22 protein-coding genes and 1 tRNA gene are annotated in these 25,249 nt (G+C 70.2%); 12 read left to right on the forward strand and 11 right to left on the reverse strand.

Features of this window, described 5'->3' with window-relative positions; translation table 11 throughout:
* The first annotated feature begins 31 nt into the window (after nucleotides 1-31).
* Both ACQP1K_RS17800 and ACQP1K_RS17805 read left to right on the forward strand, forming a co-directional pair.
* A complete protein-coding gene (locus ACQP1K_RS17800) occupies nucleotides 32-2,026 on the forward strand; it encodes an ATP-dependent nuclease (RefSeq protein ID WP_433496837.1) in 1,995 nt (664 codons plus the stop codon).
* Nucleotides 2,023-3,915: an ATP-dependent helicase gene (locus ACQP1K_RS17805; RefSeq protein WP_433496838.1), complete on the forward strand. Its 1,893-nt coding sequence runs from the start codon at nucleotides 2,023-2,025 to the stop codon at nucleotides 3,913-3,915. The genes ACQP1K_RS17800 and ACQP1K_RS17805 overlap by 4 nt, the downstream gene beginning before the upstream one ends.
* Nucleotides 3,916-4,413: 498 nt before the next feature.
* Here the strand turns inward: ACQP1K_RS17805 and ACQP1K_RS17810 are convergent, their stop codons facing one another.
* Together ACQP1K_RS17810 and ACQP1K_RS17815 are read right to left on the reverse strand one after the other, a co-directional pair.
* On the reverse strand, nucleotides 4,414-4,680 hold the full coding sequence (locus tag ACQP1K_RS17810) for a DUF2637 domain-containing protein (protein ID WP_433496839.1): 267 nt from the start codon (nucleotides 4,678-4,680) through the stop codon (nucleotides 4,414-4,416).
* A gap of 87 nt (nucleotides 4,681-4,767) precedes the next feature.
* Nucleotides 4,768-4,841, reverse strand: a tRNA-Pro gene (locus ACQP1K_RS17815).
* A gap of 90 nt (nucleotides 4,842-4,931) precedes the next feature.
* On the opposite strand from ACQP1K_RS17815, the gene ACQP1K_RS17820 reads away from it, so the two are divergent.
* The gene (locus ACQP1K_RS17820; RefSeq protein WP_433496840.1) at nucleotides 4,932-5,396 is read left to right on the forward strand and encodes a hypothetical protein; all 465 of its coding nucleotides are present in this window, start codon (nucleotides 4,932-4,934) and stop codon (nucleotides 5,394-5,396) included.
* A gap of 12 nt (nucleotides 5,397-5,408) precedes the next feature.
* On the opposite strand, the gene ACQP1K_RS17825 is transcribed toward ACQP1K_RS17820, so the two are convergent.
* Nucleotides 5,409-5,741 carry a DUF6458 family protein gene (locus ACQP1K_RS17825; RefSeq protein ID WP_433496841.1) on the reverse strand — a complete coding sequence of 111 codons (333 nt, stop codon included), beginning with the start codon at nucleotides 5,739-5,741 and terminating at the stop codon, nucleotides 5,409-5,411.
* 135 nt (nucleotides 5,742-5,876) lie between these two features.
* Between ACQP1K_RS17825 and ACQP1K_RS17830 the strand changes: the two genes are divergently transcribed.
* From ACQP1K_RS17830 to ACQP1K_RS17850, 5 genes are all read left to right on the forward strand, one after another.
* A complete protein-coding gene (locus ACQP1K_RS17830; RefSeq protein ID WP_433496842.1) occupies nucleotides 5,877-6,485 on the forward strand; it encodes a hypothetical protein in 609 nt (202 codons plus the stop codon).
* A gap of 50 nt (nucleotides 6,486-6,535) precedes the next feature.
* Nucleotides 6,536-6,994, forward strand: coding sequence for a hypothetical protein (locus ACQP1K_RS17835; RefSeq protein ID WP_433496843.1), 459 nt, complete (start codon nucleotides 6,536-6,538; stop codon nucleotides 6,992-6,994).
* A gap of 10 nt (nucleotides 6,995-7,004) precedes the next feature.
* Entirely contained in the window at nucleotides 7,005-7,196 is a 192-nt protein-coding gene (locus ACQP1K_RS17840) for a hypothetical protein (RefSeq protein WP_433496844.1), read from the forward strand.
* Nucleotides 7,197-7,625: 429 nt separating this feature from the next.
* Entirely contained in the window at nucleotides 7,626-9,020 is a 1,395-nt protein-coding gene (locus ACQP1K_RS17845; RefSeq protein WP_433496845.1) for an ATP-grasp domain-containing protein, read from the forward strand.
* Nucleotides 9,021-9,051: 31 nt separating this feature from the next.
* Nucleotides 9,052-10,962 carry a BTAD domain-containing putative transcriptional regulator gene (locus ACQP1K_RS17850; protein WP_433496846.1) on the forward strand — a complete coding sequence of 637 codons (1,911 nt, stop codon included), beginning with the start codon at nucleotides 9,052-9,054 and terminating at the stop codon, nucleotides 10,960-10,962.
* Here the strand turns inward: ACQP1K_RS17850 and ACQP1K_RS17855 are convergent.
* The 6 genes from ACQP1K_RS17855 to ACQP1K_RS17880 form a co-directional block, all read right to left on the reverse strand.
* On the reverse strand, nucleotides 10,909-12,327 hold the full coding sequence (locus ACQP1K_RS17855; protein ID WP_433496847.1) for an MFS transporter: 1,419 nt from the start codon (nucleotides 12,325-12,327) through the stop codon (nucleotides 10,909-10,911). The two genes, ACQP1K_RS17850 and ACQP1K_RS17855, sit on opposite strands and share 54 nt — an antisense overlap.
* A 43-nt stretch (nucleotides 12,328-12,370) precedes the next feature.
* Nucleotides 12,371-13,600: a cytochrome P450 family protein gene (locus tag ACQP1K_RS17860; protein ID WP_433496848.1), complete on the reverse strand. Its 1,230-nt coding sequence runs from the start codon at nucleotides 13,598-13,600 to the stop codon at nucleotides 12,371-12,373.
* Nucleotides 13,601-13,602: 2 nt separating this feature from the next.
* Nucleotides 13,603-14,814 (reverse strand): glycosyltransferase, encoded by a 1,212-nt coding sequence (locus ACQP1K_RS17865; protein ID WP_433496849.1) that lies wholly within the window; start codon nucleotides 14,812-14,814, stop codon nucleotides 13,603-13,605.
* On the reverse strand, nucleotides 14,811-17,039 hold the full coding sequence (locus tag ACQP1K_RS17870) for a prolyl oligopeptidase family serine peptidase (protein WP_433496850.1): 2,229 nt from the start codon (nucleotides 17,037-17,039) through the stop codon (nucleotides 14,811-14,813). Before ACQP1K_RS17870 ends, ACQP1K_RS17865 begins: the two co-directional genes overlap by 4 nt.
* Entirely contained in the window at nucleotides 17,036-18,235 is a 1,200-nt protein-coding gene (locus ACQP1K_RS17875) for a radical SAM protein (protein ID WP_433496851.1), read from the reverse strand. The genes ACQP1K_RS17870 and ACQP1K_RS17875 overlap by 4 nt, the downstream gene beginning before the upstream one ends.
* A 66-nt stretch (nucleotides 18,236-18,301) precedes the next feature.
* Nucleotides 18,302-18,433, reverse strand: coding sequence for a hypothetical protein (locus ACQP1K_RS17880; protein WP_433496852.1), 132 nt, complete (start codon nucleotides 18,431-18,433; stop codon nucleotides 18,302-18,304).
* A 171-nt stretch (nucleotides 18,434-18,604) separates the two neighbouring features.
* On the opposite strand from ACQP1K_RS17880, the gene ACQP1K_RS17885 reads away from it, so the two are divergent.
* The 4 genes from ACQP1K_RS17885 to ACQP1K_RS17900 are packed head-to-tail and all read left to right on the forward strand — an operon-like array spanning nucleotide 18,605 to nucleotide 23,475.
* Nucleotides 18,605-18,811 (forward strand): aroma-sacti cluster domain-containing protein, encoded by a 207-nt coding sequence (locus ACQP1K_RS17885; protein WP_433496853.1) that lies wholly within the window; start codon nucleotides 18,605-18,607, stop codon nucleotides 18,809-18,811.
* Nucleotides 18,808-21,858 (forward strand): AAA family ATPase, encoded by a 3,051-nt coding sequence (locus tag ACQP1K_RS17890; RefSeq protein ID WP_433496854.1) that lies wholly within the window; start codon nucleotides 18,808-18,810, stop codon nucleotides 21,856-21,858. Before ACQP1K_RS17885 ends, ACQP1K_RS17890 begins: the two co-directional genes overlap by 4 nt.
* Nucleotides 21,855-22,730 (forward strand): S8 family serine peptidase, encoded by an 876-nt coding sequence (locus ACQP1K_RS17895; protein WP_433496855.1) that lies wholly within the window; start codon nucleotides 21,855-21,857, stop codon nucleotides 22,728-22,730. Before ACQP1K_RS17890 ends, ACQP1K_RS17895 begins: the two co-directional genes overlap by 4 nt.
* Entirely contained in the window at nucleotides 22,717-23,475 is a 759-nt protein-coding gene (locus ACQP1K_RS17900; protein WP_433496856.1) for a GAF domain-containing protein, read from the forward strand. Before ACQP1K_RS17895 ends, ACQP1K_RS17900 begins: the two co-directional genes overlap by 14 nt.
* 31 nt (nucleotides 23,476-23,506) lie before the next feature.
* On the opposite strand, the gene ACQP1K_RS17905 is transcribed toward ACQP1K_RS17900, so the two are convergent.
* Together ACQP1K_RS17905 and ACQP1K_RS17910 are read right to left on the reverse strand one after the other, a co-directional pair.
* On the reverse strand, nucleotides 23,507-24,805 hold the full coding sequence (locus ACQP1K_RS17905) for an NAD(P)/FAD-dependent oxidoreductase (protein WP_433496857.1): 1,299 nt from the start codon (nucleotides 24,803-24,805) through the stop codon (nucleotides 23,507-23,509).
* Nucleotides 24,806-24,814: 9 nt separating this feature from the next.
* Nucleotides 24,815-25,237, reverse strand: a complete 423-nt coding sequence (locus ACQP1K_RS17910) for an ATP-binding protein (protein ID WP_433496858.1) — start codon at nucleotides 25,235-25,237, stop codon at nucleotides 24,815-24,817.
* Between the last annotated feature and the right edge of the window lie 12 nt (nucleotides 25,238-25,249).

The raw sequence follows: 25,249 nt of genomic DNA on the forward strand, positions 1-25,249 counted from the left end.
CGCTTGTGACCATAATCCGCTACTCTGTGACGTGGACGGCAAGAGCCACCCCATGCGAGGGGGTTACATGCACATCAGGCGAGTTCACATCAGCAACTTCCGCAACTTTCGGGATCTGACCATCGATCCCTTTCCCCGCAACGCCGTGCTCGTAGGCGAAAACGGCATCGGCAAGTCCAACCTCATTCACGCTCTCCGGCTGGTCCTGGATCCCGATCTACCCGACAGTGCTCGGCTGCTGCGCATCGAGGACATCTGTGAGCACTCAAGTGCCAGCATCCAGACTGGCGTCGAAGTTCGCGTCGAAGTTGACCTTACGGACTTCGATGGCAACCCAGACCTCCAGGGCATCCTGGATGACTGCCTCGTCTCCCTCACCCCACCCACCGCGAGGATCTCGTTCGTGTTCAGGGCAGCGGCTTCTCCCCAATCGGGCGCGTTGTCCATCGATGACTACGGCTTCGAGATCCTCGGCGGGGAAAGCGATGCGGGAAACGGCAGGCGCATCCGCGCAAGCGTGCCTCTAACCGTTCTTCCAGCCCTCCGGGACGCGGTCAACGACCTGTCACGATGGCGCGGCTCACCGCTTCACGATCTACTTGAGGCACGCAAGCCCGACCGATCAGTGCTCAAAGCCACGGCTGCGACGATTGAAAAAGCGATGAAGGATCTTGCGGCAGAAGGTCAGATCGTCGCGATCGAGCAGGAACTGGCCACTCGAGTGTCGGACATGGCCGGTCCGCAGTTGCGCCTTACCCCCACCCTGGGCTTCGCTTCCAGCGACCCCGACCGGCTGCTTCGCTCCATTCGGCTCTTCGTGGACGAGAACGGCAAACGCGGAGTCGGCGAGGCTTCCACCGGGAACGCGAACGTGCTCTACCTCGGATTGTTGCTGGAGCGCCTGATCTCTCGCCGCAATAAGATCAAAGACCGGCTGCTTGAACCCATCCTCGCAGTCGAAGAGCCGGAAGCGCACCTGCACCCCGTGCTTCAACGTCAACTCTTCCGCTACCTGCTCCACATGGAGACCTCGCTCATGGTCTCCACCCACAGTCCGCATATCGCAGCCGTGACCAATCTCGACTCCCTTGTCCTCCTTCGACCGGATGCATACGGCAGCACCGTCGCCGCGACAACCGCAAGCGTGGAGCTGAGCGACCGCGATCGAAAAGATCTAGAGCGCTACCTGAACGTCAGCCGAGCAGAGGTCCTCTTCTGCACGGCAGCGATCCTGGTCGAAGGACCATCGGAGGTATATCTGCTTCCGGCGCTCGCCGCCGCACTCGGCTTCGACCTCGATGCCCACGGTGTCATCATCGCCAACATCGAAGGCACCAACTTCGCCCCTTACAGGACCCTCCTTGGACCAGATGCCCTCAACGTGCCCCATGTGATCGTCACAGACGGCGATCCTTATAGCAGAGGCAAGCACGTTGAGGCAGGTCTCAAACGAGCTATCGATCTACTGCAAACCGGACCGGTAAAAGATCAGCTCGACAAGTCGCTCAAGCGGGTCCTGTCCGGAGAGGATGCCACAGGCACCCAGGCGGTAAGGCTCGCGGCAGCGCAAGCTGACGTCTTCGTCGGCCACGCAACTCTCGAAGTGGACATGGTCCCGCTCCTCGCCGAACCGATGATCGACGCACACTCCGAGCTCGAGACCTCCTCGGACCTCTCAACGAAGTTCGCCAACGCTGTCGGAGCCATACTCACCGGCGCCAGGCAGGATGACGATGAGAAGGAGCTACTCCGTCGAATCACGCACGTAAGTAAGGGCCGTTATGCTCAGCGCCTGGCCAACCATATCGAGAACAGCAAATCCGACATTCAGTCGGTCATCGCGAAAGGTGTCTCCAGCCTGTCTACCCCCGACTCGACAGAGGTCGAGCTCTCGACTCAGGAGTTGCTGAGCCTGGGCACCTACGGATACCTTCTGGCCGCCCTCGATCGAGTTTCCTGGCAGGTTCGTAGGCATGGGCTCGTCTCACACACCTCCCAGAACACCAGCGGACAGGAGAACCAGTGATCCTCCTTTCCGGTCCGGCACTTCACCGCGAACTCGACGCGCTCGACGATGAGCAGCGCGAGGCTGTATTTCACGATGGCGACCTGGCCGTCATGGCCGGTCCGGGCTCGGGGAAAACCCGTACCCTCGTGGCCAAGGTCGGCTACCTTCTGGCATCACAGCAGGTCTCGATACACCGTAGCGTCGCTGCCATCACCTACGGACGAGGAGCTGCACGAGAGATCACCCATCGCCTCCGCAAGCTGGGAATCACGCATGAGCGACACCTTACATCGAGCACCCTGCACAGCTGGTGCCTGAACGCAGTCCTTCGACCGTACGGACCACTTGTCGGAATTCCCGTCCCCAGCCCCGGATGTATCGTCGACGAATGGTCATCTGCTTGGTCACAGCACGTTGCCCCCTCCTATGCCGAGGCAGGTGTTCATGGCAAAGGAAACCCGAAGGAGATTGTGAGAGCGCGTCGCATCGTCGCATCCGGTCGCGCTCAGGACATCGAGGCCCTCGGCAAGATGGCAGACGTGGCCCGGTCATTTGATGCCCGGCTGACGGCGGCGGGACAGTTCGACTTCGACTCCATCATTGCGCAGTCACTTCGACTCCTCCGCGAGAATTCGAAAGCTGCGAAGATGGTCGCCGCTCGGTACCCCTGGCTGATCGTCGATGAGTACCAGGATCTCGGACCGGTCCTCCACGAACTGGTCCTGCACCTGCGCAACCAGGAGGGCGTACGAGTTGCCGCCTTCGGCGATCCAGATCAAACGATCATGTCGTTCAATGGGGCCGATCCTCGTTACCTCCGGGAACTCGCAGCTCAGAAAGGTATTCATCCCGTCGCTCTCACAACCAACTACCGATGTGGGCAAGCCGTAATCGACGCGAGCCATGTGGTGCTCGATGAACCTCGTCCCCATCGAGCCGATCCGCTCCGGGAGGACAACGGGGATCTGGAGTTGGTCCCCTTGGCCGGTGGTCTGTCAGACCACGCTAAGCGTGTCGTCGAGAAGGTTCACGAGCTTTCAACGGCTGGTACGAGGCTTCACCAAGTCGCGATCTTCTATCCCCGCAAGGGTGAACTGCTCGACGCCATCGTCGCCGCGTTGAACATGGCCAACCTTCCTTACGTTCACGAAGGAGAGCAACGCTTCCCCAAGGGGGATCTGGCCGATTTCATTCACGACTGTGCGGCCAGAGCAGTCCTCGGCCCTGCGATTCGAGCAACAGGGACCCAGCGCACCGATCATGCGCATACGATCACGGAGATGGCGTTCGCCTACAACCGGCTTCGTCGTGGCAGCGGACTGCCGGAAATCCCAGATCATGTAGCTGGAGGCATCCTCGTCACGGCCCTGCAATCGGTATCTGCTGACGACAACCTGACCGTATGGCTGGAGAAGCTCTCGAGCGCACTTGCCCTGCCTGCCATCTGCGCCGGTAGCCCCATAGCCCGTGACCAGGACGTACTCCAACAATTCCTCAACGCCGCCCGCCGCCACGGGCTCACGGTAGGTGATGTAGCAGGAACGGTCAGAACAGACAGGCTTACTCTCGTCACATATCACTCCGCCAAGGGGCGCGAGTGGGACTACGTCATCTTGCCCGGCCTTGTGGATGGCATCATGCCGTACCGTCCCTGGTCACGTCCGCATAGACGGCACCTGGAGCCACGCGAAGCAGATCTCACCGAATCGAGGAGGCTGTTTTATGTCGCCCTCACCCGAACAAGGCAGACTGCGATCCTGATCTACGGCGACTTCTGGACATCGGACAGAGGCGACCGAAACGAATACGGTAAGTCTAGGTTCATCCTTGAACTCCTTAACCGCAGACCGAGCATCCTGACCCATGCTCGTCCTCTCCAGCATCAACAACATGTCATACCCGGTTAGCAGGGAGGAGCCCCGGGTGAGCAACAGCCTCCAGGATGGAGGACGACCTGGGACCCCCATCGGTTCATTGCTCGCTTTAGCCCAGCTCGCCAGCAAGGTCGGCCTCCTTGACCAGGCGGCCCTCTCGGGGGCTGCGGGAGGTCCGGACCATGGCGACGCCGCTGGGCAGCTCTCCGTCAGCCTGACGGTTCCGCTATGCCCATCGCCAGCCTCTCGCTGCAGTGTCCAACCGTTCCCATTGTGCTCAGCGAGCGGCTCGGGATCTTCTTCCCGCTCTCCTTGCTGCTCTGTTCGCGGGTCAACATCTGCACCGGTCGCGGGATCTGAGATCAGAACCGGCACCTTATGAGCCGGCTGTCCCTCTGGATGCCTTCGGGATCTGAGACCTCAGAAGCTCATAGCTGCCGATCCAAGTCAGGGACGGCCAGGCAGCGATGATACGGCCGATCATGCTGGGCTCGACGACAGCGATGTTCGCGCCGAGCCTGGCGACGACTATCAGACCGCAACGGCCAGCGGGATGAGCACTGCCGCCAGGTGATCCTCACCGTGACGCAGGCAGAGCTCGTGCATGTACCTGAACGAGACGACCGCAGCGATCGCCGCCAGCAGGAAAACACCAGCGATCGTCGTGCCCGCCCCCCATATACGAGAGCATCGTCTCCCTGACCGTGGGCAGCCAGGCTGCCGGGGATGCGGACGGCTGCGACCAGAGCCCCGGATTCGGCGGGGGTTCAGGGCCGACGGACACCCAGTTCCGGTCATCGATGACAGTCACTCAGTTAGTCACTCAGCAACAGAAAAGGGCCCGTCTCACCGAAGTGATCTAGGCCCTGACCTGGTAAAACTCTGTCGGGACGGCGGGATTTGAACCCACGACCCCTTGACCCCCAGTCAAGTGCGCTACCAAGCTGCGCTACGTCCCGTCGCCCGGGCTGGCCGGACTTCCACAACCTTAGCGCAGTTTCCGGCCGGGTGCGTACACCACGATCCTTCCTCCGACCTAAGCTTCGATCATGGGAAGGAAACCGCGGATCGATCACGAGGAGCTCGCCCGGCTGGCCGCCGAAGGCTGGTCGAACGCCGAGCTGGCCGCGCATTTCGGCGTCACGGAGTCCGGCGTCCTCCAGGCGAAGCGGGCGGCGGGTTTGTCCAGGCCGATGACCGATCACAGCAGGGCCCTGCCCTGGAAGCTCCGCCGTGAGCACAGCCAGACCGGTCCGGCCACCAACCTGCGCAACCTGTCCGCTGCGGCTCAGGGTCGCAGGGTCACCAAGGAAAAGCTCAACACGGCTCTCCGCTGGGCGAACCGGCTCGTCGACGACGGTCTCGACATCGCCTACGACCCCGAGCACGGCTTCCAGGAGGTGCCTGCGGCAGGTTCCTCCCACATCGGGCGAGTGCTGGCGGAGGTCCGTGAGGCCATCGGTGGGTCGCCCGGGGACGAGACGCCCGGTACGGACGTCCCCGGACGGAAGTAGACCTCCTGCCGATCATTCGTCGTTCCGGCGGATCGGTGTGGTGTCCTCCCGGATGTGCACGTGACGCCGCCCCGGGTGCGCGGTGGCGTGCGGTTCGTTCTCGTGCACGTGAACGTGCTGCTCGGCCGGCGGATCGACCGTGTACACGTCCGGCTCGATGACGTCGACCGTCTCCTCGGCCTGCGGGCGGCGGGTGTAGAAGCCGGTCAGCAGTGCGCCGACGACACCCACCCCCATCAGGATCCAGCCGATCATCTGCAGGTCGATCCCGGGGACGTCCCACTTCACCGCGAAGGCGAGAACGGCGCCGATCGCGATGAAGGCGAGGCTGGCTCCGAATCCCATGACTACCTCCTCTGCTGGTAAAGCACCCTCTACCCGTCAATCGACCGGCTACGCGATGCGTAAAGACGCGTAAACGGGGCCTTCGAGGGCAGTCGCGGAAGACCAGCGCACCATTCGCAACCTTGGGAGGCAGACATGAGCCCCGGAGTCTGGGCGGCAGTCGTCATAGTCGTGGTGGCGGCCCTGATCGCGATCGGCTACGCCCTGACGATCTGGAATCGCCGCCGGCATCTGCGGGACCGGTTCGGGCCCGAATACGACCGGACGGTACGGCACAGCGACAGCCGCAGAGAGGCCGAGCAGGAGTTGCTCTCCCGCGAGGAGCGTCACGCCGAACTGCACATCCGCCCGCTCGACCCGGAGACCAGGCATTCGTACGCGATGAAGTGGGCAGGGGTCCAGGAGCGGTTCGTCGACGCACCCGGTTTCGCCGTCACCGAGGCCGACGCCCTCGTCACCGCCGTCATGACCGAGCGCGGATATCCCACAGAGGGGTTCGAGCAGCGACTGAGCGACCTGTCCGTCGCCCACGCCGCCACGCTCGGCCACTACCGCAAGGCACACGACATCAGCGGACGCGCCGCCAGGCAGGACGCCACGACCGAGGAACTGCGCCAGGCGATGGTCCACTACCGCGCGCTCTTCCATGAACTTCTCGGCTCCGGCGAGGACCGCCCGAACGGCAGGCGGTCCGCCCGGCACGACAGGGAGCCCGCCCGGGACGACAGGGAGGCCCGCCGATGACGCGCAACGACACGACGAAGACCGATCAGTCCCAGAAGAAGGAGCGGCAGATGACCGACGCCATGAACGAGACGAGACACATCCGGGACACGACCCGTGCGCCGCGGGCACTCCACCCACAGGACACACCGAACACACCGGATGTCACGAACACGAAGAACACGCCGAGGACGGAAAACACAGAGCACACACAGAACACGCGGCGCACGCAGGACACGCGCCGCGTCGAGCCGGACACGAGCCACACGGGAGACGTGGCCCCCGCACAGAACGGGCTCGACGGCGAGCTCGAAACACGCTGGCGGGAGATCAAGGCCGGCTTCGTGGACCACCCCCGGCAGTCGGTCGAGCAGGCCGACGAACTGGTGGACGAGGCGCTGAGACAGTTCACGACCCGTCATCGGAACCTGCTCGATCAGTGGAAGAGCGGCGACGAGAGCGACACGGAAACGCTCCGCCTCGCCCTGCGCGATTATCACAACCTGCTGCTGCAGTTAACCGGAAAGTGAGGTGACCGCCATGCTCGCCATCGCGGCGGCTGTCGTCTTCGGGATCGCCTTTCTCCTCGATCTTCTCGACGCGAGCATCGGCATCGGCACGACGGCACTGATCGCCCTCGGCCTGTGCCTGCTCGCACTGCACCAGGCCGGCGTCGGCACCTCCGGAGTGAGCTCCTGGCGCGGCGGCTGGCGCGGACGCGCCCGTCGCTGATCCGCGGTACGGGTACGGCACCGGCCGGCGTGAGCCCCGATGCCGTACTCCCGGATCCTCCTGCGGCGGCGCGGTATGACGGCGGTACGGCCGGGCCGCCGCATCGGACACCCCGGACGAGAGGGGCGCTTCCCTGCGCCTCGCCGGCCCCGGCGATGGCCCGGCGGAAGCCCGGCGGCATCCCGGCGGCGGCCCTGAGCGTCGAACCCCATGTGAGACCGTGCGCATGCCGCGCCGTACGGCGTGCCGCCGGGCAACCGGAAAAAGGCCGTCCATGCCGGTCCCGGTCCGATGAATCATCACCCGATGCCGACTTGACAGTAAAGTTCGACTCTCTTTAACTGGAAGTATGTGCCGCGAGCTTTGCAAAACAAATGCCCGCGCACCGCGCCAATTACAGATACGTCATGACACGGCTACGGTGAGAAATTGACGAGTGCAGCTGATGGTTGTGCGCGGACCATTATCGACCGGCTGCGCTTTTCTTCCACCACCGTTGACCTGCGGTCGGCCGCCGGCGCCGTCTCGTGGCTGCCGCCGGTCGGCGAAGACTCCGTGACAGCGGCACCGTGCGTGGTGCTCGCCGAGCGCACCGGGTGCCGCGAGTTCGCCGTCCTGCAGGTCATGCTGCATCGGCTCGGGGTGCCGAGCGTACGGATCGACACCGAGAGCATGCCGACGCTGCGGGTCGAGGCCGCCGTGGGCGACGGCCCGCCGTCCGCCGGCGGTGTGACGGTGGACGGTCATCGCATCGAACCGACCGTCGTCTGGACACGGCATCTGTCGCCCAGAGCACTACGTAGCGGCGACGACCCGGCGGCGGCGCTGGTCCGCGCCGACTCGTGGTGTGCGTTCCTCGGGCAGATGTCCGCACTGGGCCGGCTGCCCACGCTCTCACCGGTCGGCCTGCCGGGCCGTTGCCCCGGCCGCCTCGAGCAGATCGCCGGTGCGGCCGGGGCCGGGGTACGCGTCCCGCGAACGGTCGTGACCACCGACCCCCGATCCGCCCGCGCCGAGATCTCGAGCGCCAGGGCCGTGATCAAGGTGGTCGACGAGCATTTCGTCGAGCCTGCGCCGGGGCTCCTGGTCGGTGTGTTCCCCCAGGTCGTGAGCCGCGAGGAACTCGGCCGGCGACCTCCGCTCGACTTTCCCGTCATCGTGCAGGAACACGTCGAGCACGAAGCGGAGCTACGTGTCTACCACCTGGCCGGCGCCGTACACACGTTCGCCGTGGACAAGGCCGCGCCGGACGCCCTCTGGCGGGACGGGTCGGAAGTGTCGATCCGATCGGTCGCGACGCCGCGGGCTGCGGCCGAGGCCGTACGGAGGCTGGCGGACCTCTGGGGGCTGACCTACGGGGCCTTCGATCTCCTGATCTCCGGCGGAGACGTCGTGTTCCTGGAGGTCAACGTGGACGGCGACTGGCTCTGGTTCGAGTCGAAGGCCGGCACGAGCGTGGTGTCGGCTGCCGCGGCCGGCATGGTCAGGGCACTCCACCGTACGACCCTTCGCCGTACGGCCCGCCATGGCACGGCCTCCCAGGTGACCGACCCCTCGATCGGCCTGCTCGACTTCCTCCTCCTCGGCTCCCGTGCCGACCTCGGGGCCCACAGCGATCTCGGCGCCCACCCCGATCACGACCCCCGTACCGACCTCGGCCACCCCGATCACGGCCCCCGTGCCGACCTCGGGGCCCACAGCGATCTCGGCTCGGTACCGACCTCCTGGGCTCCGCTGCCGGTGTCCGGAACCGGTGAGCGCCGGCGGCCCACGCAACGCGAAGACGACCACGACGAAAATTCCCAGAGCGAAAACATGCGGTGAAAATCACACGGTGCGAAAACAGGGTGAGTGCATGGGTCACGCGTATTCGTCTCACCTGAGCTGCTCGATTCTCGGTCCGCTCCAGGTTCGGGTGGACAATCGCGAAGCGATTATCGGCGCGCCGAAACAGCGCCTGCTCCTGGCCATATTGTTGTGCCGCGTTAACACGGTCACCTCGTCCGCGCAGTTACTGGACGCGTTGTGGGGGGAAATTCCGCCGCGGACGGCGCGTAAGAATCTCCAGGTGTACGTCTCCACCCTGCGCAAGATCGTCGGCGACCGGATCGACTTTCAGGGGTGGGGCTACCGGTTCCATGCGGAGCGGGACGAGCTGGATCTTCTGAGGTTCCAGGAACTGGCCAGGACCGGGCGTAGCGCGATCCGCAGCGGAGCCCTCTCCGTCGCCGCCGAGTCGCTGGGCACGGCCGTCGGAATGTGGCATGACCAGCCGCTGGCCGAGTTCGCTCACGTGCCGGCGGTGGCCGGAGAGGTGAAGCGGTTCACCGAGCTGTTCCTGTCGGTCTACGAGGATTGGGTGGAGCTCGAGATCGGGCTGGGCCGCCACGTCGAGGCCCTGGCCGGTCTGGACGCCCTCGCCGTACGGTTTCCCACCCGGGAGCGGATCACCGCGGCGAGGATGACCGCACTGGCGCGGTGCGGCCGCGTCTACGAGGCGCTCTCCCACTTCGAGACCCTGCGCCAGCATCTGGCCGTCGAGGTGGGCATCGACCCCAGCCCCGTGCTCAAAGAGCTCTACCAGCGCATCCTGAAGGGCTCGGACACCCCGCGGCGGAACGGTGCGCGAGGACGCGGATGGGGCATCGGTACGGACGGGACCGCGACGCCGCCGGCCCCGGCCAGGGGCCTCGGCCCGGACATGAGCACGGTCATCGGCCCGGACATGAGCGCGGCGCCCGGTGGGAGAAGGAGCATCGACACGGCGCGGCCGGCACACGCTCCGGCCAACCAGCTCCCGCGCGACCTCGCCGATTTCGTGGGCCGCGAGGCGGAGGTGCGCCGCATCGTCGACGACCCCGCCCCCGTCACCGTCATCACCGGTGAGCTCGGCATCGGGAAGACCGCCCTCGCCGTACACGTCGCGCACATGCTCGCGCCCGATTTCACGGACGGCGCGCTGATGGTCACGCTCGGGCGGGGCGACGGGCCGAGACGCATCGAGGACGTCCTGCGGGAACTCATGGAGGCCGCGGGGCTGAACGTCGCCGGGGTGCGCGACCGGGACGTGCTGGCCTCGCTGTGGCGCTCGTGGCTGGCGAACCGGAAGGTCCTGCTCATCCTGGACGACGCTCCCGACGAGGCGAGCGCGCGGGCGCTGCTTCCCGGCACGACGGCGAGCAAGGCCCTGGCGACCAGCAGGAGCAGGCTCAGCGGCCTGGAGTCGGTGGTCCGGATCACGCTCGGGGAGCTGTCGGCGAACGAGGGCGTCGCTTTCCTGGGCAGGCTGATCGGCGACGAGAGGGTGCGCGGCGATCTGCCGGCCGTGTCGGAGATCTTCGCGAGGTACGGCCTGTCCCCCCTGGTCCTGCGTCTGCTCGGGGCGAGGATCGCCGGGCTGCCGCACCTGCCCCTGCGGCGCCTCGCCGACCGTCTCGCCCGGGCGGAGAGGGTCCTCGACGAGTTCGCCGCAGGGGACATGCTGCTGCGTGAGCGGTTCGAGGGGTGTTACAACCGCCCGTCGTGGCCGCTCCGCCCCGCCTTCCTCACCCTGGGCGGCCTGGCCGGCCCGCCGTTCGGCCACGACGAGCTCGTCGAGGCCCTGCACGGCGTCGGCCGGCCGGCCGAACGCGTCATCGAGTCGCTGATCGAGGCGAACGTGCTGACGGTTCCCGATGAGGAGGTGACCGCGCACTCCATGTGCTACACCATGTCACCGCTCGCCCACCGTTTCGCGGCCGAGCTCCACGGCGCAGGACGGGTCTGAACCGCCCTCCGGCTCGGGACCACCGCCGTCCGACGCCGTGCCCGCTCCCCCGGGCCCCGAATCCGCGACGACCGGTCCGGAGTTCGTACCACCCTGACCCGGACCCGTACCACCCGGCGCAGGGTCCGTACCACCCGGCACGGAACCGGCGGTGGCGCCGGTCAGGGCGTGCAACGCGGGACTCACGGCGGCCAGCGCGCAGCACACGGCCAGTCCGCCGCCGAGCAGGAGCAGCGCGCCTGCGCTGCCGACGTACTCCGCGAGGACGCCGCCCAGCAGTGGTCCGAGCGGCGCCAGTCCCATGCTCGCCACCGTGATCAGTGAGGTCATCCGGCCCATCATCGCCTCGGGAACGAGCGTGGCGACCAGCACGCGCAGCACCACGTTGGCCGCCGGCGTCGCGACCATCGCCGAGAAGAGCGGGACGACCGGCCAGTACGGCCCCAGCGGGAGGGCGATGGCGCACACGGCGAGCGCGAACAGCCCGACGACGGCGAGGATCAGCCGTCCCGGCGGCAGGAGCGCGCCGACCCTGGCCGACACGGTCGCGCCGAGCAGCCCGCCGAGACCCATGCCCGCCAGCACGACGCCGGTGATCGTCGGGTCGCCGCCGCGGTCTCCCACCAGCACGATCACGGGCAGCAGCAGCGCGTTCGCCACGAGGTTCGCGATCAGCGACAGGGCCAGGGCGGCACGCAGCCCCCGCCGCCGCCACAGCCACCGGCCCGCCTCGGCGATGTCCGCCCTCATGCCGGACTTCCGCGACCGCGCGGAGTCCTCCGACCGGCGCGGCACCCTGGCCAGGGCGACGGCCACCAGCGAGATCAGGTAGGTGATCGCGTCGACGACGAACGGGAACACCCGGCCCAGGCCGAACAGCAGCCCGCCCAGCGGCGGACCGGCGAGTGAGGCGGCGTGCCCGCGCGCCTCCTCCTGGGCGTACGCCAGCGACAGCTGCTGGGCGGGGACGACCGTGCGGATGGCCGTGTCGCGGGCCGGCCGGAAGAACGCGTCCGCCGTGCCGTTCGCCACCGCCACCGCCACGATGTGCCACAGCTCCACCCGGTCGATGAAGACGACGACGGCGAGCGCGGCCATGCTCAGGCAGCGGACCGCCTCGCTGACCAGCATGATCCTGCGCCGGTCCCAGCGGTCCGCCCACACCCCGGCGGGCAGGGAGATCAGGAGGTTGGTGGCGATGCGGCAGGCGCCGACGAGCCCGGCGAGCGCGGCGGATCCGGTGACGGCCAGGATCAGCAGCGGGAGTGCCAGCCAGGTCAGCGTCGATCCCAGTTCGGACGTCGCCGCGCCGATCCACAGCATCTGGAAGCGGAAGTTGCGCCGTAGCGGCGGTGGCTCGCTCATGAGGCTTCTCCGTCGGTGTGTTTCGAAGATCCGTCCCGGGTGGTCAGGTCGCTTCCGTGTCCCCGGGCTCCGGCGTCTCCTCGTGCGGCCCGGGCCGTACGAGGAGCTCCGCCAGGCCCCGGTTGAGGTGGTTGCCCTGCCAGCACAGCCGGTCGAGCGGGGTCACCGGCGTCATGCGGGGGAACCGGCGGGCGATGGCGGTGAGCGCCACGGTCAGTTCCAGCCGGGCGAGCGGCGCGCCCAGGCAGTAGTGCGGGCCCATTCCGAACGTCAGGTGACCGGCGGCCACGCTCCGGTCGACGTCGAGCAGGTCGGGGTGGTCATACCGGTCGGGGTCGCGGTTCGCCGCCGAGATCGACAGCAGGACGCGGCTTCCCGCCGGGATGACGGTGCCGCCGAAGCGCACGTCCTCGGTCGTCGTCCGCATGGTGCCGAAGGGCCCGGGTGTGTGGTAGCGGAGCAGTTCCTCCACGGCGCGCGGGGCCGACGCCGGGTCGGCGCGCAGCGCGGCCAGGATCTCGCGGTGCCGCAGCAGCTCGGCGACGGACATGCCGATCATCTGGGCGGTGCTCTCGTATCCGGCCATCAGCAGCATCGCGCACAGCGAGACGACCTCGTCCCTGCCGACCTCCCCGCCGGGATCCCACGCGGCGACGATCGAAGACAGGATGTCGCCCGGCTCACCCGGCTCACCCGGCCCTCGCCCGACCACGGCCTGGAAATAGGCGTCGACGCGGTCCAGGGCGGCCGCTCTCGCCTCGCCGCGGGTGCGGTCGAACACCGTGGAGATCCAGTCGTACAGCTCGGGGCGGTCGGCGGCGGGCACCGAGAGGACCTCGCATATCACCTGAAAAGAGAACGGATAGGCGAAATCTGACAGGAGATCGACCTCACTGCGGCCGACCAGCCGATCGAGCAGCTCCACCGCGACCACCCGGATGGCCGGTCGGTACGCCTCCAGGCGGCGGGGCGTCAACAGCGGCGCGGCGAGCCGGCGGATCCGGGTGTGGTGCGGCGGGTCGTGATCGACCAGGGTGACGTTCAGCGCGCGCCGCGGCGGCCGCCGGGACGTGACCGTCCCCAGGGCGAGGCGGGGATCGGTGAAGGCGGCCCGGACGTCCGCGTCCCTCGTGATCATCCACACCGGCCGGCCGGCCGGGGTCACCACGTGAGCGACCGGGCATTCCTCGCGAAACCGTGCGAGCCTGGGGTGCGGGTCCGCGAGGAACCCCCGGTCGAACGGCGTGCGCCGCCGTACGTCTTCCTCTGTCATCGTCAGCTCTCCTTCACGCCGACTGGATTCCGGGAGACCACCGAGGCCACGAAGCCGGCCGCGGCCGCCGCACCGCCGGAGCGGTTCAGGCGTGCGCCGAGCCGCCGCGCCCGTTCCCTCAGCGGCTCGTCGTCGCATACCGCCGTGAGCACGCCGGCGCCGTCACCCGCTCCACCACCGCCCACGACACCCACGCCGCCGGCACCGGCGGGGCCGGAGAACCGGACCGCCACACCGGACCGCACGCACGCCTCGGCCAGCAGCGGCTGCTCGGAGCCGGCGGGGGCGACGGCCAGCGGCCTGCCGTGCCTGAGCGCGGTCAGCACCGGAGACGAGGTGCCGTTGGTCAGCACCACCTCCGCCAGCTCGACCAGCGGGCCCATCCAGGGCCGTTGGACGACGATCAGGTCGGCTCGGGCGTCCGCTCTCGGCTCGCCCGAGCGCGCCCGCTCCACCACCGCCTGGAACGGGCCTCCGGTGAACGTCGCGTTCAGCCGGGGCCACAGGCTCTCCCCGCCGAACGTCCGCCCCAGATGCACGTAGACGACCGGTTTGCCGATCCGGGCCAGCCACTCGGTCAGCCGGCGCAGCTCGGCGGGGTCGGCCCCGGGCTCCCACACGCACGGCCCGACGTGGTGCACCCCCTCGGGCAGAACCGCCCCCGGATACTCCAGCGCCGGGTCACCGCGCAGGAGCAGCCCGGCCCCGATCAACGGCAGGTCCGGCCGCCGGTCGCGGCGGGCCCGCAGGCCCACCCGCTCCCGCGTGGCGTGGTAGTGGCGCAGCAGTTCACGCAGCCGCCACTCCCGCAGCACGACGTGCTCGGGCTCGCCCTCGCCGCCGTACCGGTACGGCCACAGGTGCGCGGCGAACCCCAGCACGACGGCCGGCAGGTCGAGCGCCTCCGCGGCGAGCAGCGCGCCGTGGCAGAGCGCCGAGGTGACCAGCACGTCGGCTCCGATCTCACGGGCCGCAGCCGCCACCGCCCGATATTGCGCGGCGCCGGTCTCGCCCCAGCAGCCCACGGAGAACGCCCGTCCGCCGTGATACTCACGCGCGTCCAGCACGGGCAGGCCCGCCTCGCCGATCACGGCGGCGGCGCGGGGCCGGGCGAGGACGATGACCCGGTGGCCACTGCGGCGCAGCTCGATGCCGACGGCGAGGGCCGGATAGAGATAGCCGGGGTCGCTGAACGGGCACAGCAGGACGTTCATCCGGGACCGGCCGGGTCGAGCCCGAGGTGCCGGGCGAAGAAGGCGAGGACGTCGGCGAGCAGCGCGATCTTCTTGGACGCCGCCCGGCGCCCGTGGCCGGTGTCCCGTTCCAGCCGGTAGAGGATCGGGCCGGGGCCGGCGGACGCGTGCTGCAGCAGGGCGCACATCTTCCGGGAGTGGGCCGGGTCGACCCGGGTGTCCGCGCCGGCGACGGCGAACAGCACCGGCGGGTACGGCACGCCTTCCCCGACCCGGTGATAGGGCGAGTAGGCCAGCAGGGTGCGGAACTCCTCGGGGTCGCGCACGCTGCCGTACTCCGCCCGCCAGCTCGGCCCCATGCCCAGACGCTCGTAGGCCAGCATGTCCAGCAGCGGCGCCACGCAGACCGCGGCGGCGTACTTCTCCGGATGCCGGGTGAGCGCCGCGCCGACCAGCAGCCCGCCGTTGGACTCCCCCATCACGCCGAGCCGGTCGTGGCCGGTCCAGCCGTGCTCGACCAGGTGGTCGGTGGCGGCGTCGAAGTCGTCGAAGACGTTCGGCTTGCGTACGCCCATCCCGTCGCGGTGCCATCGCTCGCCCTCCTCGCCGCCGCCGCGCAGGCAGGCGATCGCGTAGATCCCGCCCGCCCGTACCCAGGCCAGGGCCTGCGGCATGTAACCGGGGGTCATCGACGCGCCGAATCCGCCGTATCCGGTCAGGATCGCGGGGCGCGGCCGGTCCGGCGCCCCGCTCGGGGACAGGACGAACATCCGGACCCTGGTGCCGTCCCTGGACGCGAACGTCACCCGCACGGTCTTCACGGTCTCCACCGCGCCGCCGGAAACGCCGCCCGCCACGCTGCCCGCCGTGCCGTTCGCCGTGCCGTTCGCCGTGCCGTACGGCGTGGGGCGCGACCACGGCCGGACCGTGCCGGAGCGGGCGTCGTACCGCAGGACCCGGGGCGGCGTCGTGTGGTCCCAGTAGCCGAACCAGGCCTCGTCACCCCCGTCGGGCGGTACGGCCAGCCGCCCGACCGCGCCGATCTCCTCCCGGGCCTTTCCCGCCCGGTCCGTCCACGAGCAGGACAGCGGCACCCGCGCCAGCTCGCGGCCGTCGGCCAGGTCGTGCAGGGTCATCTCGGACACGGCGTGCCTGCTCCACGACACGAGGGCGAGCGGGCGGGTGAGGCCGGCGCCGGTCAGCGGCACGAAGTCGTCGAGCACGGCGTCGGGCCGCTCCGCGATCAGCGTCCGCCAGGTCGGCGGGGCCGGGTCTGCCGCGGTCGTCACGACGATCCGGCCGCGGGGCGCGTCCAGCTCGGTGCGCAGCCACAGCGGGTCGCGCGGCGTCGTGCCCGGGGCGATCGTGATGCGGCCGCGGGCCGGGATGTTCTCCTGCACCGGGCGCAGGAGCGGCCGCTCGGCCGTTCCCTCGTGCAGATCGGCGATCCACAGGTCGGTGGCCGGGGCGGTGCCGACGGTCGAGGAGACGGTGAGCCAGCGGCCGTCCGGCGTGACTGCCACGGTGTAGAAGCAGGTCCTGTCCCGGCCGTCTCCGAAGATCAGGACGTCCTCGTCCGGGTGGGCGCCGACGCGATGGAGGCGGACCCGGCGGTGATACCGCTCCTCCCCCGGGTTGAGCTCGGGGGCGAGCCTGCGCACGTAGTAGAAGGCCCGGCCGCCCGGCAGCCAGGCGACCGGGGTCCTGCGCACCCGGTCGATCGGGCCGTCGACCACGGCTCCGGTCGCGACGTCGAGCACGCTGAGCAGCGAATCCTCGGTGCCTCCGACGGACAGCTGGACGGCGAGCAGATCACCCTCGATCGACGGGTGCCACGCCTCCAGCACCGTGCCTCCGCTCGGATCCAGGGCGAGCGGATCCACCAGCGTCCGCTCCGCGCCGTACGCCGAGCCGTGCCCGGCGTCGCGCTCCGCCACCACCAGCCGCGGATGGTCGGCGTCCGGCTCCCGGTGGGTGAAGAAGACGCGGTTCCCGCGCGGCCTGGGCAGGGAGGTCAGCGGCACCCGGCCGAGCCGGGACAGCGTCGCGTGCCACCACGCCGTGTCCGGCCAGGTGGCCCGTTCCTCGGCGAACAGCGCCTCCTGGGCCGCCGTCCAGGCGATGGTCCGTTCGTCGCCGGGATCTTCGAGCCACCGGTAGGCGTCGGCCACGACCATGCCGTGGAACTCCTGCGCCGACTCCGTCCGGGGCGCGTGCGGATAGCGTGTGGCACCGCCCTGCCTCATCTCCCGAGCCGCCCGGTCGAGCTGAGGTAGTCGAGGTGCGCGGCGTCCACGGTGTCGTGGAACCTCGTCAGCGCCGCGTGATCGTCGGCGTACCGGTACGACTCGTCGCACGAGATCCACCGGTCCCGGGTCCGCTCGGCCGCCAGGTAGCCGTCGCGTACCGTGCCGACCTGCCAGCCGGGTTTGCCGGCGGTCTCCCAGCAGCTGTAGAGGGTGCCGTCCGCGTTGACGACGGCGCCGTACCGGCCGTCGCGGTGCGAGCACGCCTGGCAGGGCGTCTCCACGCCGGGGCGGGGCACGGTGAAGCCGAGGTCGACGGCCCGGCGCTGCCAGCGGATGAATCGGGTCGCCGTGTCGTCGCCGAAGGACAGGTCGTTGCCGTAGCCGATGCCGACGTCGCCGACCCGGGCGAAGTAGATCGAGCACCGGGAGGGGTCCAGTGCCCGCGCCAGCCGCTCGACCAGCTCGTCGATCCCCCGATGGTTGTGGTGGGACACGTTGACCCGGAGGACGCACCGGATCGAGGTGGTTTCCTGGACCCGGGCCAGGTTGCCGACGATGGCGTCGAAGGTGCCTTCTCCGCCGCCGCGACGCACCCGGATGGCGTCGTGCTCCGGCTGGTCGCCGTCGAAGGTCACCTGGACGTCGCGCAGGCCGAGATCGGCCAGTCGCTGGGCGAGCGACGGCGTCAGCAGCGTGCCGTTGGAGGTCATGCTCGCGCGGTGCAGCCCGTAGGCGGCGGCGCGTTCCAGCAGTTCCACGCAGCCCCGGGGGTTCAGCAGCGGCTCTCCGCCGAAGAGCATGAGCACGAGGCGGTCCAGGCCGGCCTCCGCCTGCCGCCGTCCGGTGAACTCGAGGATCGAGGTGATGGTGTCGGAGGTGAGCCTGGAGTAGGCGATCCGGGGCGGCCGGTTGCCGCCGGTCTCGTCCTGGTCGGTGTTCTGGAAGCAGTAGCCGCAGCCCAGATTGCAGCGGGTGCTCGTCAGCACCGTCAGGGAGTAGCTGCGGTAGGGGCGGGTCTTGAAGAGGCCCTGCTCACGGAGCGTCCGCTCCGTGGCCGGGCGTAACTCGTGAGCCGGGGTGAGATGGCCGCCGTTGAGACGCGCGATCCCACCGGGCCCAAGAAACCACCAGCCGTGCTCGCCCCGGAGCAGCCGCGGCCGCGACGTGGCCCCCCGGTGCCGGCCTCTGTTCATCGATTCCTCCATGCCGCGCGACGACGGGTCCCGGTCTCCGCGCGGAGACCGGGAGCCACGGGAGTCTCAGCTGATCTTCTCCTGGTGACCGATGCACCAGGGGGTCTCCTCGCCTTCGTCGTCGGAGTGCGCGACGACCTCGGGGGCCTCTTCCTCGGTGATCTCGGGCTCGGGAGTGACGTCGTTCTGCTCGCTCATGGAGTGCTCCTCACCTTCGGGCCGATGCCGCTCATCGGCGTGAGCCACACGGTAGGAACGACCAGTTTCGCGGCAGTATGGCGGCGGCATGGCGTCGCCATACTGGCGCGAAACCCGTCGTCATTAGCGTGTGGCTCACCCGACGCGGCAGGCGCGACCAGGAGGTAGCCGATGACCAGCCCCGAGCCGGAAGCCCGGCAGTTCGACGCGTTGACCACCCTGCGCGCGGCGGGCCACCACGTCGATCTGCTCAGCGAGCGGCAGCGACAGGTGTTCGCCGAGCTGAGCGAGCCCGAGGTGGAGCTGCTCATCTCCATCAAGACCCGCCTCGACGCGGTAGCCGGTGAGGTCGAGGGTCACGACCTCAAGCTGGTATGAGCTCCAGGGCCTCGCGCCCGGCGCGTCGCCACGTCGTCGTCGTCTTCATCGACCTCGTCGGCTCGACCGAACTCGCCGAACGTCTCGACCCCGAGCTGCTGCGGCATGTGCTGGACCGGTACTACCAGGCGTGCACATCGGGCATCGTCGAGCACGGCGGGGTGGTGGAGAAGTACATCGGTGACGCGATCATGGCGACCTTCGGCATCCCGATCAGCAGGGGAGACGACGCCATCCGGGCGGTGCGCGCCGCCCACGACGCCCTCGCCCGGGTCCGGGACCTGAGCGACGCGCTCGGGCACACGCACGGGATCCGGCTGGACGCGCACTGCGGCATATCCGCCGGAGAGGCGGTGGTCATCGACCTGCCCGGGTCGGACCTGCGCGTCATCGGCGACACCGTCAACACCGCGAGCCGGCTGCAGTCCGCCGCGGGCGGCGGGGAGATCCTCGTCGGGGAGGACGTCGCCCGCATGGTCCGGTCTCAGGCCCGGGTGGAACCGGTGCCGCCGCTCCGGCTGAAGGGCAAGAGCAGCCCGGTGCGGGCGTGGCGGCTGCTCTCGCCGGAGCCGGACGCCGGGCCGCGTGAGGATCCGACCCCGCTGATCGGCCGCGCCACCGAGCTGGAACGGCTGCACGAGGCCTACCGCCGGGTGGTGCGGGAGCGCCGGTGCCGTGTCGTCACCCTGCTCGGCGCCCCCGGCATCGGCAAGTCCCGCCTGGTCCGCGAGTTCCTGGGCGGCCTGCCCGAGGAGACGACCGTGCTGACCGGCCGGTGCCATTCGTACGGCGTCGGCGTCACCTACCGCCCCATCACGGAGATGATCGCATCACTCAACGGGCGCCGGCCGGTGGCGGCCGCGCCGATGGAACCGGCGAGCGTGTCGGCCCTGCGCGGTCTCACCGCGGGCTCCGGGCCGGGGCGCGGCGGGGACGGAGCCGGGGTGGAGGAGATCTCCCGAGCCGTCCGCGCCCTGTTCGAGTCGCTCGCGCGGCGACGGCCGGTGGTGGCGGTCTGGGAGGATCTGCACTGGGCGGAGACGACGCTCCTCGATCTCGTCGAGGACCTCGCGGCCTGGCTTCCCGACGTGCCCGTCCTCCTCGTCTGCGCGGCCCGGCCCGAGCTCGCCGACATCCGGCCCGCCTGGGGCTGCGACCGGGAGTACGCGGTCCACCTGGAGCTCGGCCCGCTGGACAGACCCGGGATGGAACGCCTGGTCGCCGCGCTGTACACCGGCAGGACGCCGTCCGCCGAGGTGGTCGCCCACCGGACGGACGACCTGTGCCCGCGCGTCGTCGACGGCTCGGACGGCAACCCGCTGTTCGCCGAGCTGATGCTGGAGATGCTGCTGGAGGAGGGGGAGGACGCGCCGCTGCCCCCGACGATCCAGGCGCTCATCGGCGCTCGCCTCGACCGGCTGGGCGACGGCGAGCGCGACGTGCTGGAGCGTGCCGCGACGATCGGCCAGGTCTTCACGGCGGATCTGCTGACGATCGTGTTCCGCGACGGCGAGGAACACCGGCCGGGCCTGGACGAGCTGCTGGCACGGCTCGGGCGGCATCGCTTCATCCGGCCCGGTCCGGCTCCGGGCTCGTTCCTGTTCACGCAGACCCTGACCCTGGACACCGTCTACGCGATGACCCGCAAGGAACTGCGGGCCTCCTGGCATCTGAGGCTCGCCGACCACCTGTCCGGGCAGGCCGAGCAGGACGATCTCGCCCACCATCTGGAGGCCGCCTGCCGCTTCACCCGCGAGGTCCGGCCGGACGACCCCGGGCTGCCGGCGCTCACCGAGCGGGCCGCCCACGCCCTCATCGGTGAGGGCACGCACGCGCTCCACCGCAAGGACCTGCCGGCCGCCGTCGCGCTGCTGGAACGGGGGCGCGAGCTGCTGCCGGCCGGCGACGCCGGGCATCGGCCGCTGGCCGTGCGCATCTGCGACGCCGGGCTGGCGCGCGGCGACCGCGGCCGGGCGTTCGCCGCGCTGGACGCGGCGGAGCGGCTGCTGCCCGGCGACCGGCGCAACGCGGCGACCTGCGCGATCCAGCGCGAGATCCTGGTCACCCGATTCGGGACCCGCCCGCCGGAGCCCGGACCGCTGCGTGAGCTGCTCGCCGCCGACCCCGGCGACGACCTGAGCTGGTGCCGCCTGCACCAGCTGGAGGCCCTGGTCGACCTGGACGAGGGACGTTTCGGCGCGGCGGAGGCGGCGCTGCGGGACGGCCTGGCCCGCGCCGTGTCCCTGGGCGACGGCTATGAGGAGAACCGGCTGCTCAGCGGGCTGTGCGAGCTGGCCCAGTGGTCGCCGACGCCGATCGGGGCGAGCCTCGCGCTGTGCGCCGATCTGGCGGCCAGGTTCGGCGGGGACCGGGCGCTGCTGGTGCCGGTGCTGATCACGCAGGGGCGGCTGCTCGCTCTTTCCGGTGACATCGCGGCGGCCCGTGCCGTACTGGCCACGGCCGACCGGCACGTGCGCGATCTCCACCTCGATCTGGCGGCGGCCGCCGTCGTCCAGGTGCAGGGGCTGGTGGAATCCCTCGCCGGCCGTCACGCGGCCGCCGAAGAGCTGTTCCGGCGGGGTGCGGCGGCGCTGCGCGCGGCGGGCCAGGTCGGCCCGGCGATGACGCTGGAGGCGTACGAGGCGCGCGAGCTGCTGCGGCAGGGCAGGCTCCCGGCGGCGAGACGGGCCCTGGCCCGCCTGACGGCCGAGCCCAGTAACCGCCACGCGCGCGCCGAACTGCTCCTCATGGCCCTGCGCGCCGGGGTCGAGGCCCGGCGGGGCCGGCACCGGGCGGCCGCCGCGCTCGCCGCGCGCACGCTTGAGCGGCTCGGCGCGATCGACGATCCGTGCCTGCGCGGCGACGTGCTCGCCGAGATCGCCGACGTCCACCGCGCGGCGGGCCGTACGGCCGAGTCGGCCGAGGTCGCGGTACGGGCACTGCGGGCGTACGAGGCCAAGGGCGCTGCGCTGCCGGCGGAGCGGGTCCGGGCCCGGCTCGGCGCCCCGCCCGGCGCCCCGCCCGGCGTCGAGGAGGTGGAGCGGTGACCCGGCCGCCGTGGCGCCGGGAGCGGCGGGAGCACTTCCCCGGCATGCCCGCCTGGGGGCTGGCGACCTCCCGGCTCGAACTGGAGGCGTTCCAGGTGAGCCGGCAGGAGGAGGTCACCAGGGACTGGGCGTGGGGCGGGGCCGACGGCTCGGGCGTGCGCGTCTGCGTCGTCGACACCGGAGTCGAAGGCGGCCACCCGCTGGTCGGCGCTCTGGCCCGGTCCCTCGTGGTCGTCTCGGGGGACGACGGGAGGCCGATGCTGGCCGACTGCGACCCGGTCGACCCGGCGGGCCACGGCACGGCCTGCGCGAGCGTGATCCGATCCGTCGCGCCGGGGGTATCGCTGACCTCCGTACGGGTGCTGACCGACGGCAGGACCGGCACCGGCGCCGCCCTCCTGGCGGGCCTCCGCTGGGCCGTCGAGGCGGACTTCGACCTCGTCAACCTCAGCCTGTCGACCACGCGGAACGAGTTCCGGGCGGCGCTGCACGAGCTGGCCGACCTCGCCTACTTCCGGCGCTGCCTGATCGTGGCCTCGGCGCACAACATGCCCGTGGTGAGCTTCCCCTGGGCGTTCTCCTCGGTCATCTCGGTGGCCAGCCACGACGAGCCCGACCCGTTGACCTACTACTACAACCCGGCGCCGCCGGCCGAGTTCTACGCGCGCGGCGTCAAGGTCCCGGTCGCCTGGCCGGGCGGCAGGCGGATTCACAGCACCGGAAACAGTTTCGCCGCGCCGCACATCACCGGCGTCTGCGCGCTCATCCTGAGCAAGCACACGTGGATGACGCCGTTCCAGCTCAAGTCGGCGCTCTATCTGACCTCTCGCAATGTCGCCCCAGACCACGGAGGCACGAATGTCCCTGTTTGACCAGATGCCTTCCGGGAGCGCCGAGATCACCGAGCGGCGGCTCCTGCAGTCCATCGTGGAGGTGGCCCGGCACGTGTTCCGGTCCGCCGCCGCCTCGATCTTCCTGGTGGACGAGACCACCGGCGAGCTGGTCTTCGAGGCGGTCTCCGGCGAGGGGGAGCAGCACCTGCTGGGCACGCGGTTCCCGCCCGGTACGGGCATCGCCGGGTCGGTCGCGGCCAGCGGCCAGCCGATGATCGTCGACGATGTGGCGGAGACGGCGCAGTTCGCCCACGACGCGGCCGAGTCCACCGGCTACGTCCCGCGCAGCATCATGGCCGCTCCGCTCATCCGGTACGAGGAGTGCATCGGCGTGCTGGAGGTGCTGGACCGCTCGCCCGTGCCGGCGGGCCCGGAAAGCCCGATCGGCCCCGGCGGCCCGAACGGCTCGGGCAGCCCGGACGGCTCACGCGGCTCACGCGGTTCAAATAACGACTCTTACGGCTCGTACGGCGCACGGAGCTCGCGGGGCGAGCTCGACGACGTCAGCCTGCTCGCGCTGCTCGCGACCCAGGCCGCCTGCGGTCTGGAGCTCCTGCTCCGGCTCCGGCACGCGACCTCCGCCGCCCGTCCCGGTGACATCGGCGGTCCTGGCGACATCCGCCTGCTGCTGGAGGGGATGGCGGCGCGCATCCCCAGGGGAACCGCGACGGCCAACCCCGCGGCCCTGAAGCTCCTGCTGGTCGCCGACGAGCTGCTGGGCTGAGCAGCAGGGCATACTTCTCCGCCGGCCGCTGTCACATGCGCGCGGCCAGGGTGAACTCCTCGCGCGGGTTCTGCACGGCCCCCAGCGAGACGATCTCCCTGGGGAAGAACAGGCCGAGCGTCCAGTCCGCCAGGATGCGGGACTTCTTGTTGAGCGTGGGCATCCGCATCAGGTGATAGGTCCGGTGCATGAACCACGCGGGGTACCCGCGAATCTCCCGGCCGTAGACCTGCGCCACGCCCTTGTAGAGCCCGAGGCTGGCGACCGACCCGGCCGACCTGTGCCGGTACGGCTTCAGGTCGCCGCCGCGCAGCGTCGCCAGCAGGTTGCCGGCGAGGCGGCGGGCCTGCCGTACGGCGTGCTGGGCGTTGGGCGGGCACAGCTGCCCGGGACGGGTGAGGTCCGGTACGGCGGCCGCGTCCCCGGCCGTGAACGCGAAGCCGGTGCCCTCGACCCGCAGGAACGGGGTGGCTCTCACCCTGCCCTTCTCGTCGAGCGGCAGGTCGCCCGCGCGTACGACAGGGTTCGGCTTCACCCCGGCGGTCCAGACGAGCGTGTCGGCGTCGAACTCGTCGCCGTCGTCGAGCACGATGTGGCAGTTCTCCGCCGACTTCAGCAGCGTGCGCGTCCTGACCTCGACGCCTCTCTCGCGCAGCTGGCGGACGGTCCAGCGGCCCATGTCGGGCCCCACCTCCGGCAGGATGCGGTCGGTGGCCTCGACGAGGATCCAGCGCATGTCCGCCCGGCGGATCCCCCGGAAGAATTTGCAGGCGTGGGTGGCCATGTCCTCCAGTTCGGCGAGCGCCTCGACGCCGGCGTAGCCGCCGCCGACGAACACGAAGGTCAGCGCCCGGCGGCGCACCTCCTCATCGGCCGTAGAGGCGGCCACGTCCATCCGGCCGAGCACGTGGTTGCGCAGGTGGATGGCCTCCTCGACGGTTTTGAAGCCGATGCCGCTCTCGGCCAGGCCGGGGATCGGGAGCAGGCGGGAGACCGAGCCGGGCGCGATGACGACGTAGTCGTAGCCGAGGGTCACGTCCGGCCCCTCGTGTGGTTTGATCTCCGCCTTCCGGTCGGCCAGCGAGACCGAGGTGACCCGTCCGCTGAAGATCCGGCACGACGGGAGGACCCGCCGGAGCGGGACCACGACATGCCGGGCCTCGATGCTCCCCGCCGCCGCCTCGGGCAGGAAGGGCTGGTACGTCATGTAGGAATCGTTGTCCACGACGGTGACCTGGGCCTCGCCACGGCACAGCCCGCGCTGCAGGCGAAGCGCCGCGTACATGCCGACGTAGCCGCCACCGACGATCAGAATCCGTGGGACTGACATGGGGGCCCCCTACCCGGTACGGATCGGGAAACGCATCGTCACGGTCGTCCCGTCCACCCCTGTTTCCACCTTCATGTCCTTACTGAGCCGGCGCGCCACCCACAGGCCCATGCCGCTGGTCGCGTCCTCCGGCGGCGGGGTCTCCCCCGGGACTCCCCCGGGGCGCCAGCCTCCGCCCTCGTCGCGCACGCCGACGACCAGGTCGGCGCCGTCCCGCCAGACCCGCAGCCGGGCCTTCGCCGAGCCGTGCGTCACCGCGTTGGTCGCGACCTCGTTCAGCGCGAGCAGGAAGTCGCCGACGGCGTCGTCGGGCATCCCGCGACGGCGTGCCTCCGCTGCGGCGAACTCCCGCACGTCCGGCAGGTCGGCCAGGGAGAAATCCCGCTCCCCGGCCGACCGGGAGACGTGCGCGGGGGCGCCGTCATCCCTCACCCGGCACGCGCC

Source organism: Sphaerimonospora sp. CA-214678 (assembly GCF_050942215.1).
Classification (GTDB): Bacteria; Actinomycetota; Actinomycetes; order Streptosporangiales; family Streptosporangiaceae; genus Sphaerimonospora.

What these genes read in the sequence shown, in the direction of transcription:
- ACQP1K_RS17860 (WP_433496848.1), bottom strand. Translation starts at nt 13,600, where the DNA reads ATGACAGAGGAAGACGTACGGCGGCGCACGCCGTTCGACCGGGGGTTC.
- ACQP1K_RS17905 (WP_433496857.1), bottom strand. Translation starts at nt 24,805, where the DNA reads ATGTCAGTCCCACGGATTCTGATCGTCGGTGGCGGCTACGTCGGCATG.
- ACQP1K_RS17865 (WP_433496849.1), bottom strand. Translation starts at nt 14,814, where the DNA reads ATGAACGTCCTGCTGTGCCCGTTCAGCGACCCCGGCTATCTCTATCCG.
- ACQP1K_RS17810 (WP_433496839.1), bottom strand. Translation starts at nt 4,680, where the DNA reads ATGACCGGAACTGGGTGTCCGTCGGCCCTGAACCCCCGCCGAATCCGG.
- ACQP1K_RS17885 (WP_433496853.1), top strand. Translation starts at nt 18,605, where the DNA reads ATGACCAGCCCCGAGCCGGAAGCCCGGCAGTTCGACGCGTTGACCACC.
- ACQP1K_RS17820 (WP_433496840.1), top strand. Translation starts at nt 4,932, where the DNA reads ATGGGAAGGAAACCGCGGATCGATCACGAGGAGCTCGCCCGGCTGGCC.
- ACQP1K_RS17870 (WP_433496850.1), bottom strand. Translation starts at nt 17,039, where the DNA reads ATGAGGCAGGGCGGTGCCACACGCTATCCGCACGCGCCCCGGACGGAG.
- ACQP1K_RS17825 (WP_433496841.1), bottom strand. Translation starts at nt 5,741, where the DNA reads ATGGGATTCGGAGCCAGCCTCGCCTTCATCGCGATCGGCGCCGTTCTC.
- ACQP1K_RS17875 (WP_433496851.1), bottom strand. Translation starts at nt 18,235, where the DNA reads ATGAACAGAGGCCGGCACCGGGGGGCCACGTCGCGGCCGCGGCTGCTC.
- ACQP1K_RS17835 (WP_433496843.1), top strand. Translation starts at nt 6,536, where the DNA reads ATGACCGACGCCATGAACGAGACGAGACACATCCGGGACACGACCCGT.
- ACQP1K_RS17840 (WP_433496844.1), top strand. Translation starts at nt 7,005, where the DNA reads ATGCTCGCCATCGCGGCGGCTGTCGTCTTCGGGATCGCCTTTCTCCTC.
- ACQP1K_RS17855 (WP_433496847.1), bottom strand. Translation starts at nt 12,327, where the DNA reads ATGAGCGAGCCACCGCCGCTACGGCGCAACTTCCGCTTCCAGATGCTG.
- ACQP1K_RS17880 (WP_433496852.1), bottom strand. Translation starts at nt 18,433, where the DNA reads ATGAGCGAGCAGAACGACGTCACTCCCGAGCCCGAGATCACCGAGGAA.
- ACQP1K_RS17850 (WP_433496846.1), top strand. Translation starts at nt 9,052, where the DNA reads ATGGGTCACGCGTATTCGTCTCACCTGAGCTGCTCGATTCTCGGTCCG.
- ACQP1K_RS17900 (WP_433496856.1), top strand. Translation starts at nt 22,717, where the DNA reads ATGTCCCTGTTTGACCAGATGCCTTCCGGGAGCGCCGAGATCACCGAG.
- ACQP1K_RS17890 (WP_433496854.1), top strand. Translation starts at nt 18,808, where the DNA reads ATGAGCTCCAGGGCCTCGCGCCCGGCGCGTCGCCACGTCGTCGTCGTC.
- ACQP1K_RS17830 (WP_433496842.1), top strand. Translation starts at nt 5,877, where the DNA reads ATGAGCCCCGGAGTCTGGGCGGCAGTCGTCATAGTCGTGGTGGCGGCC.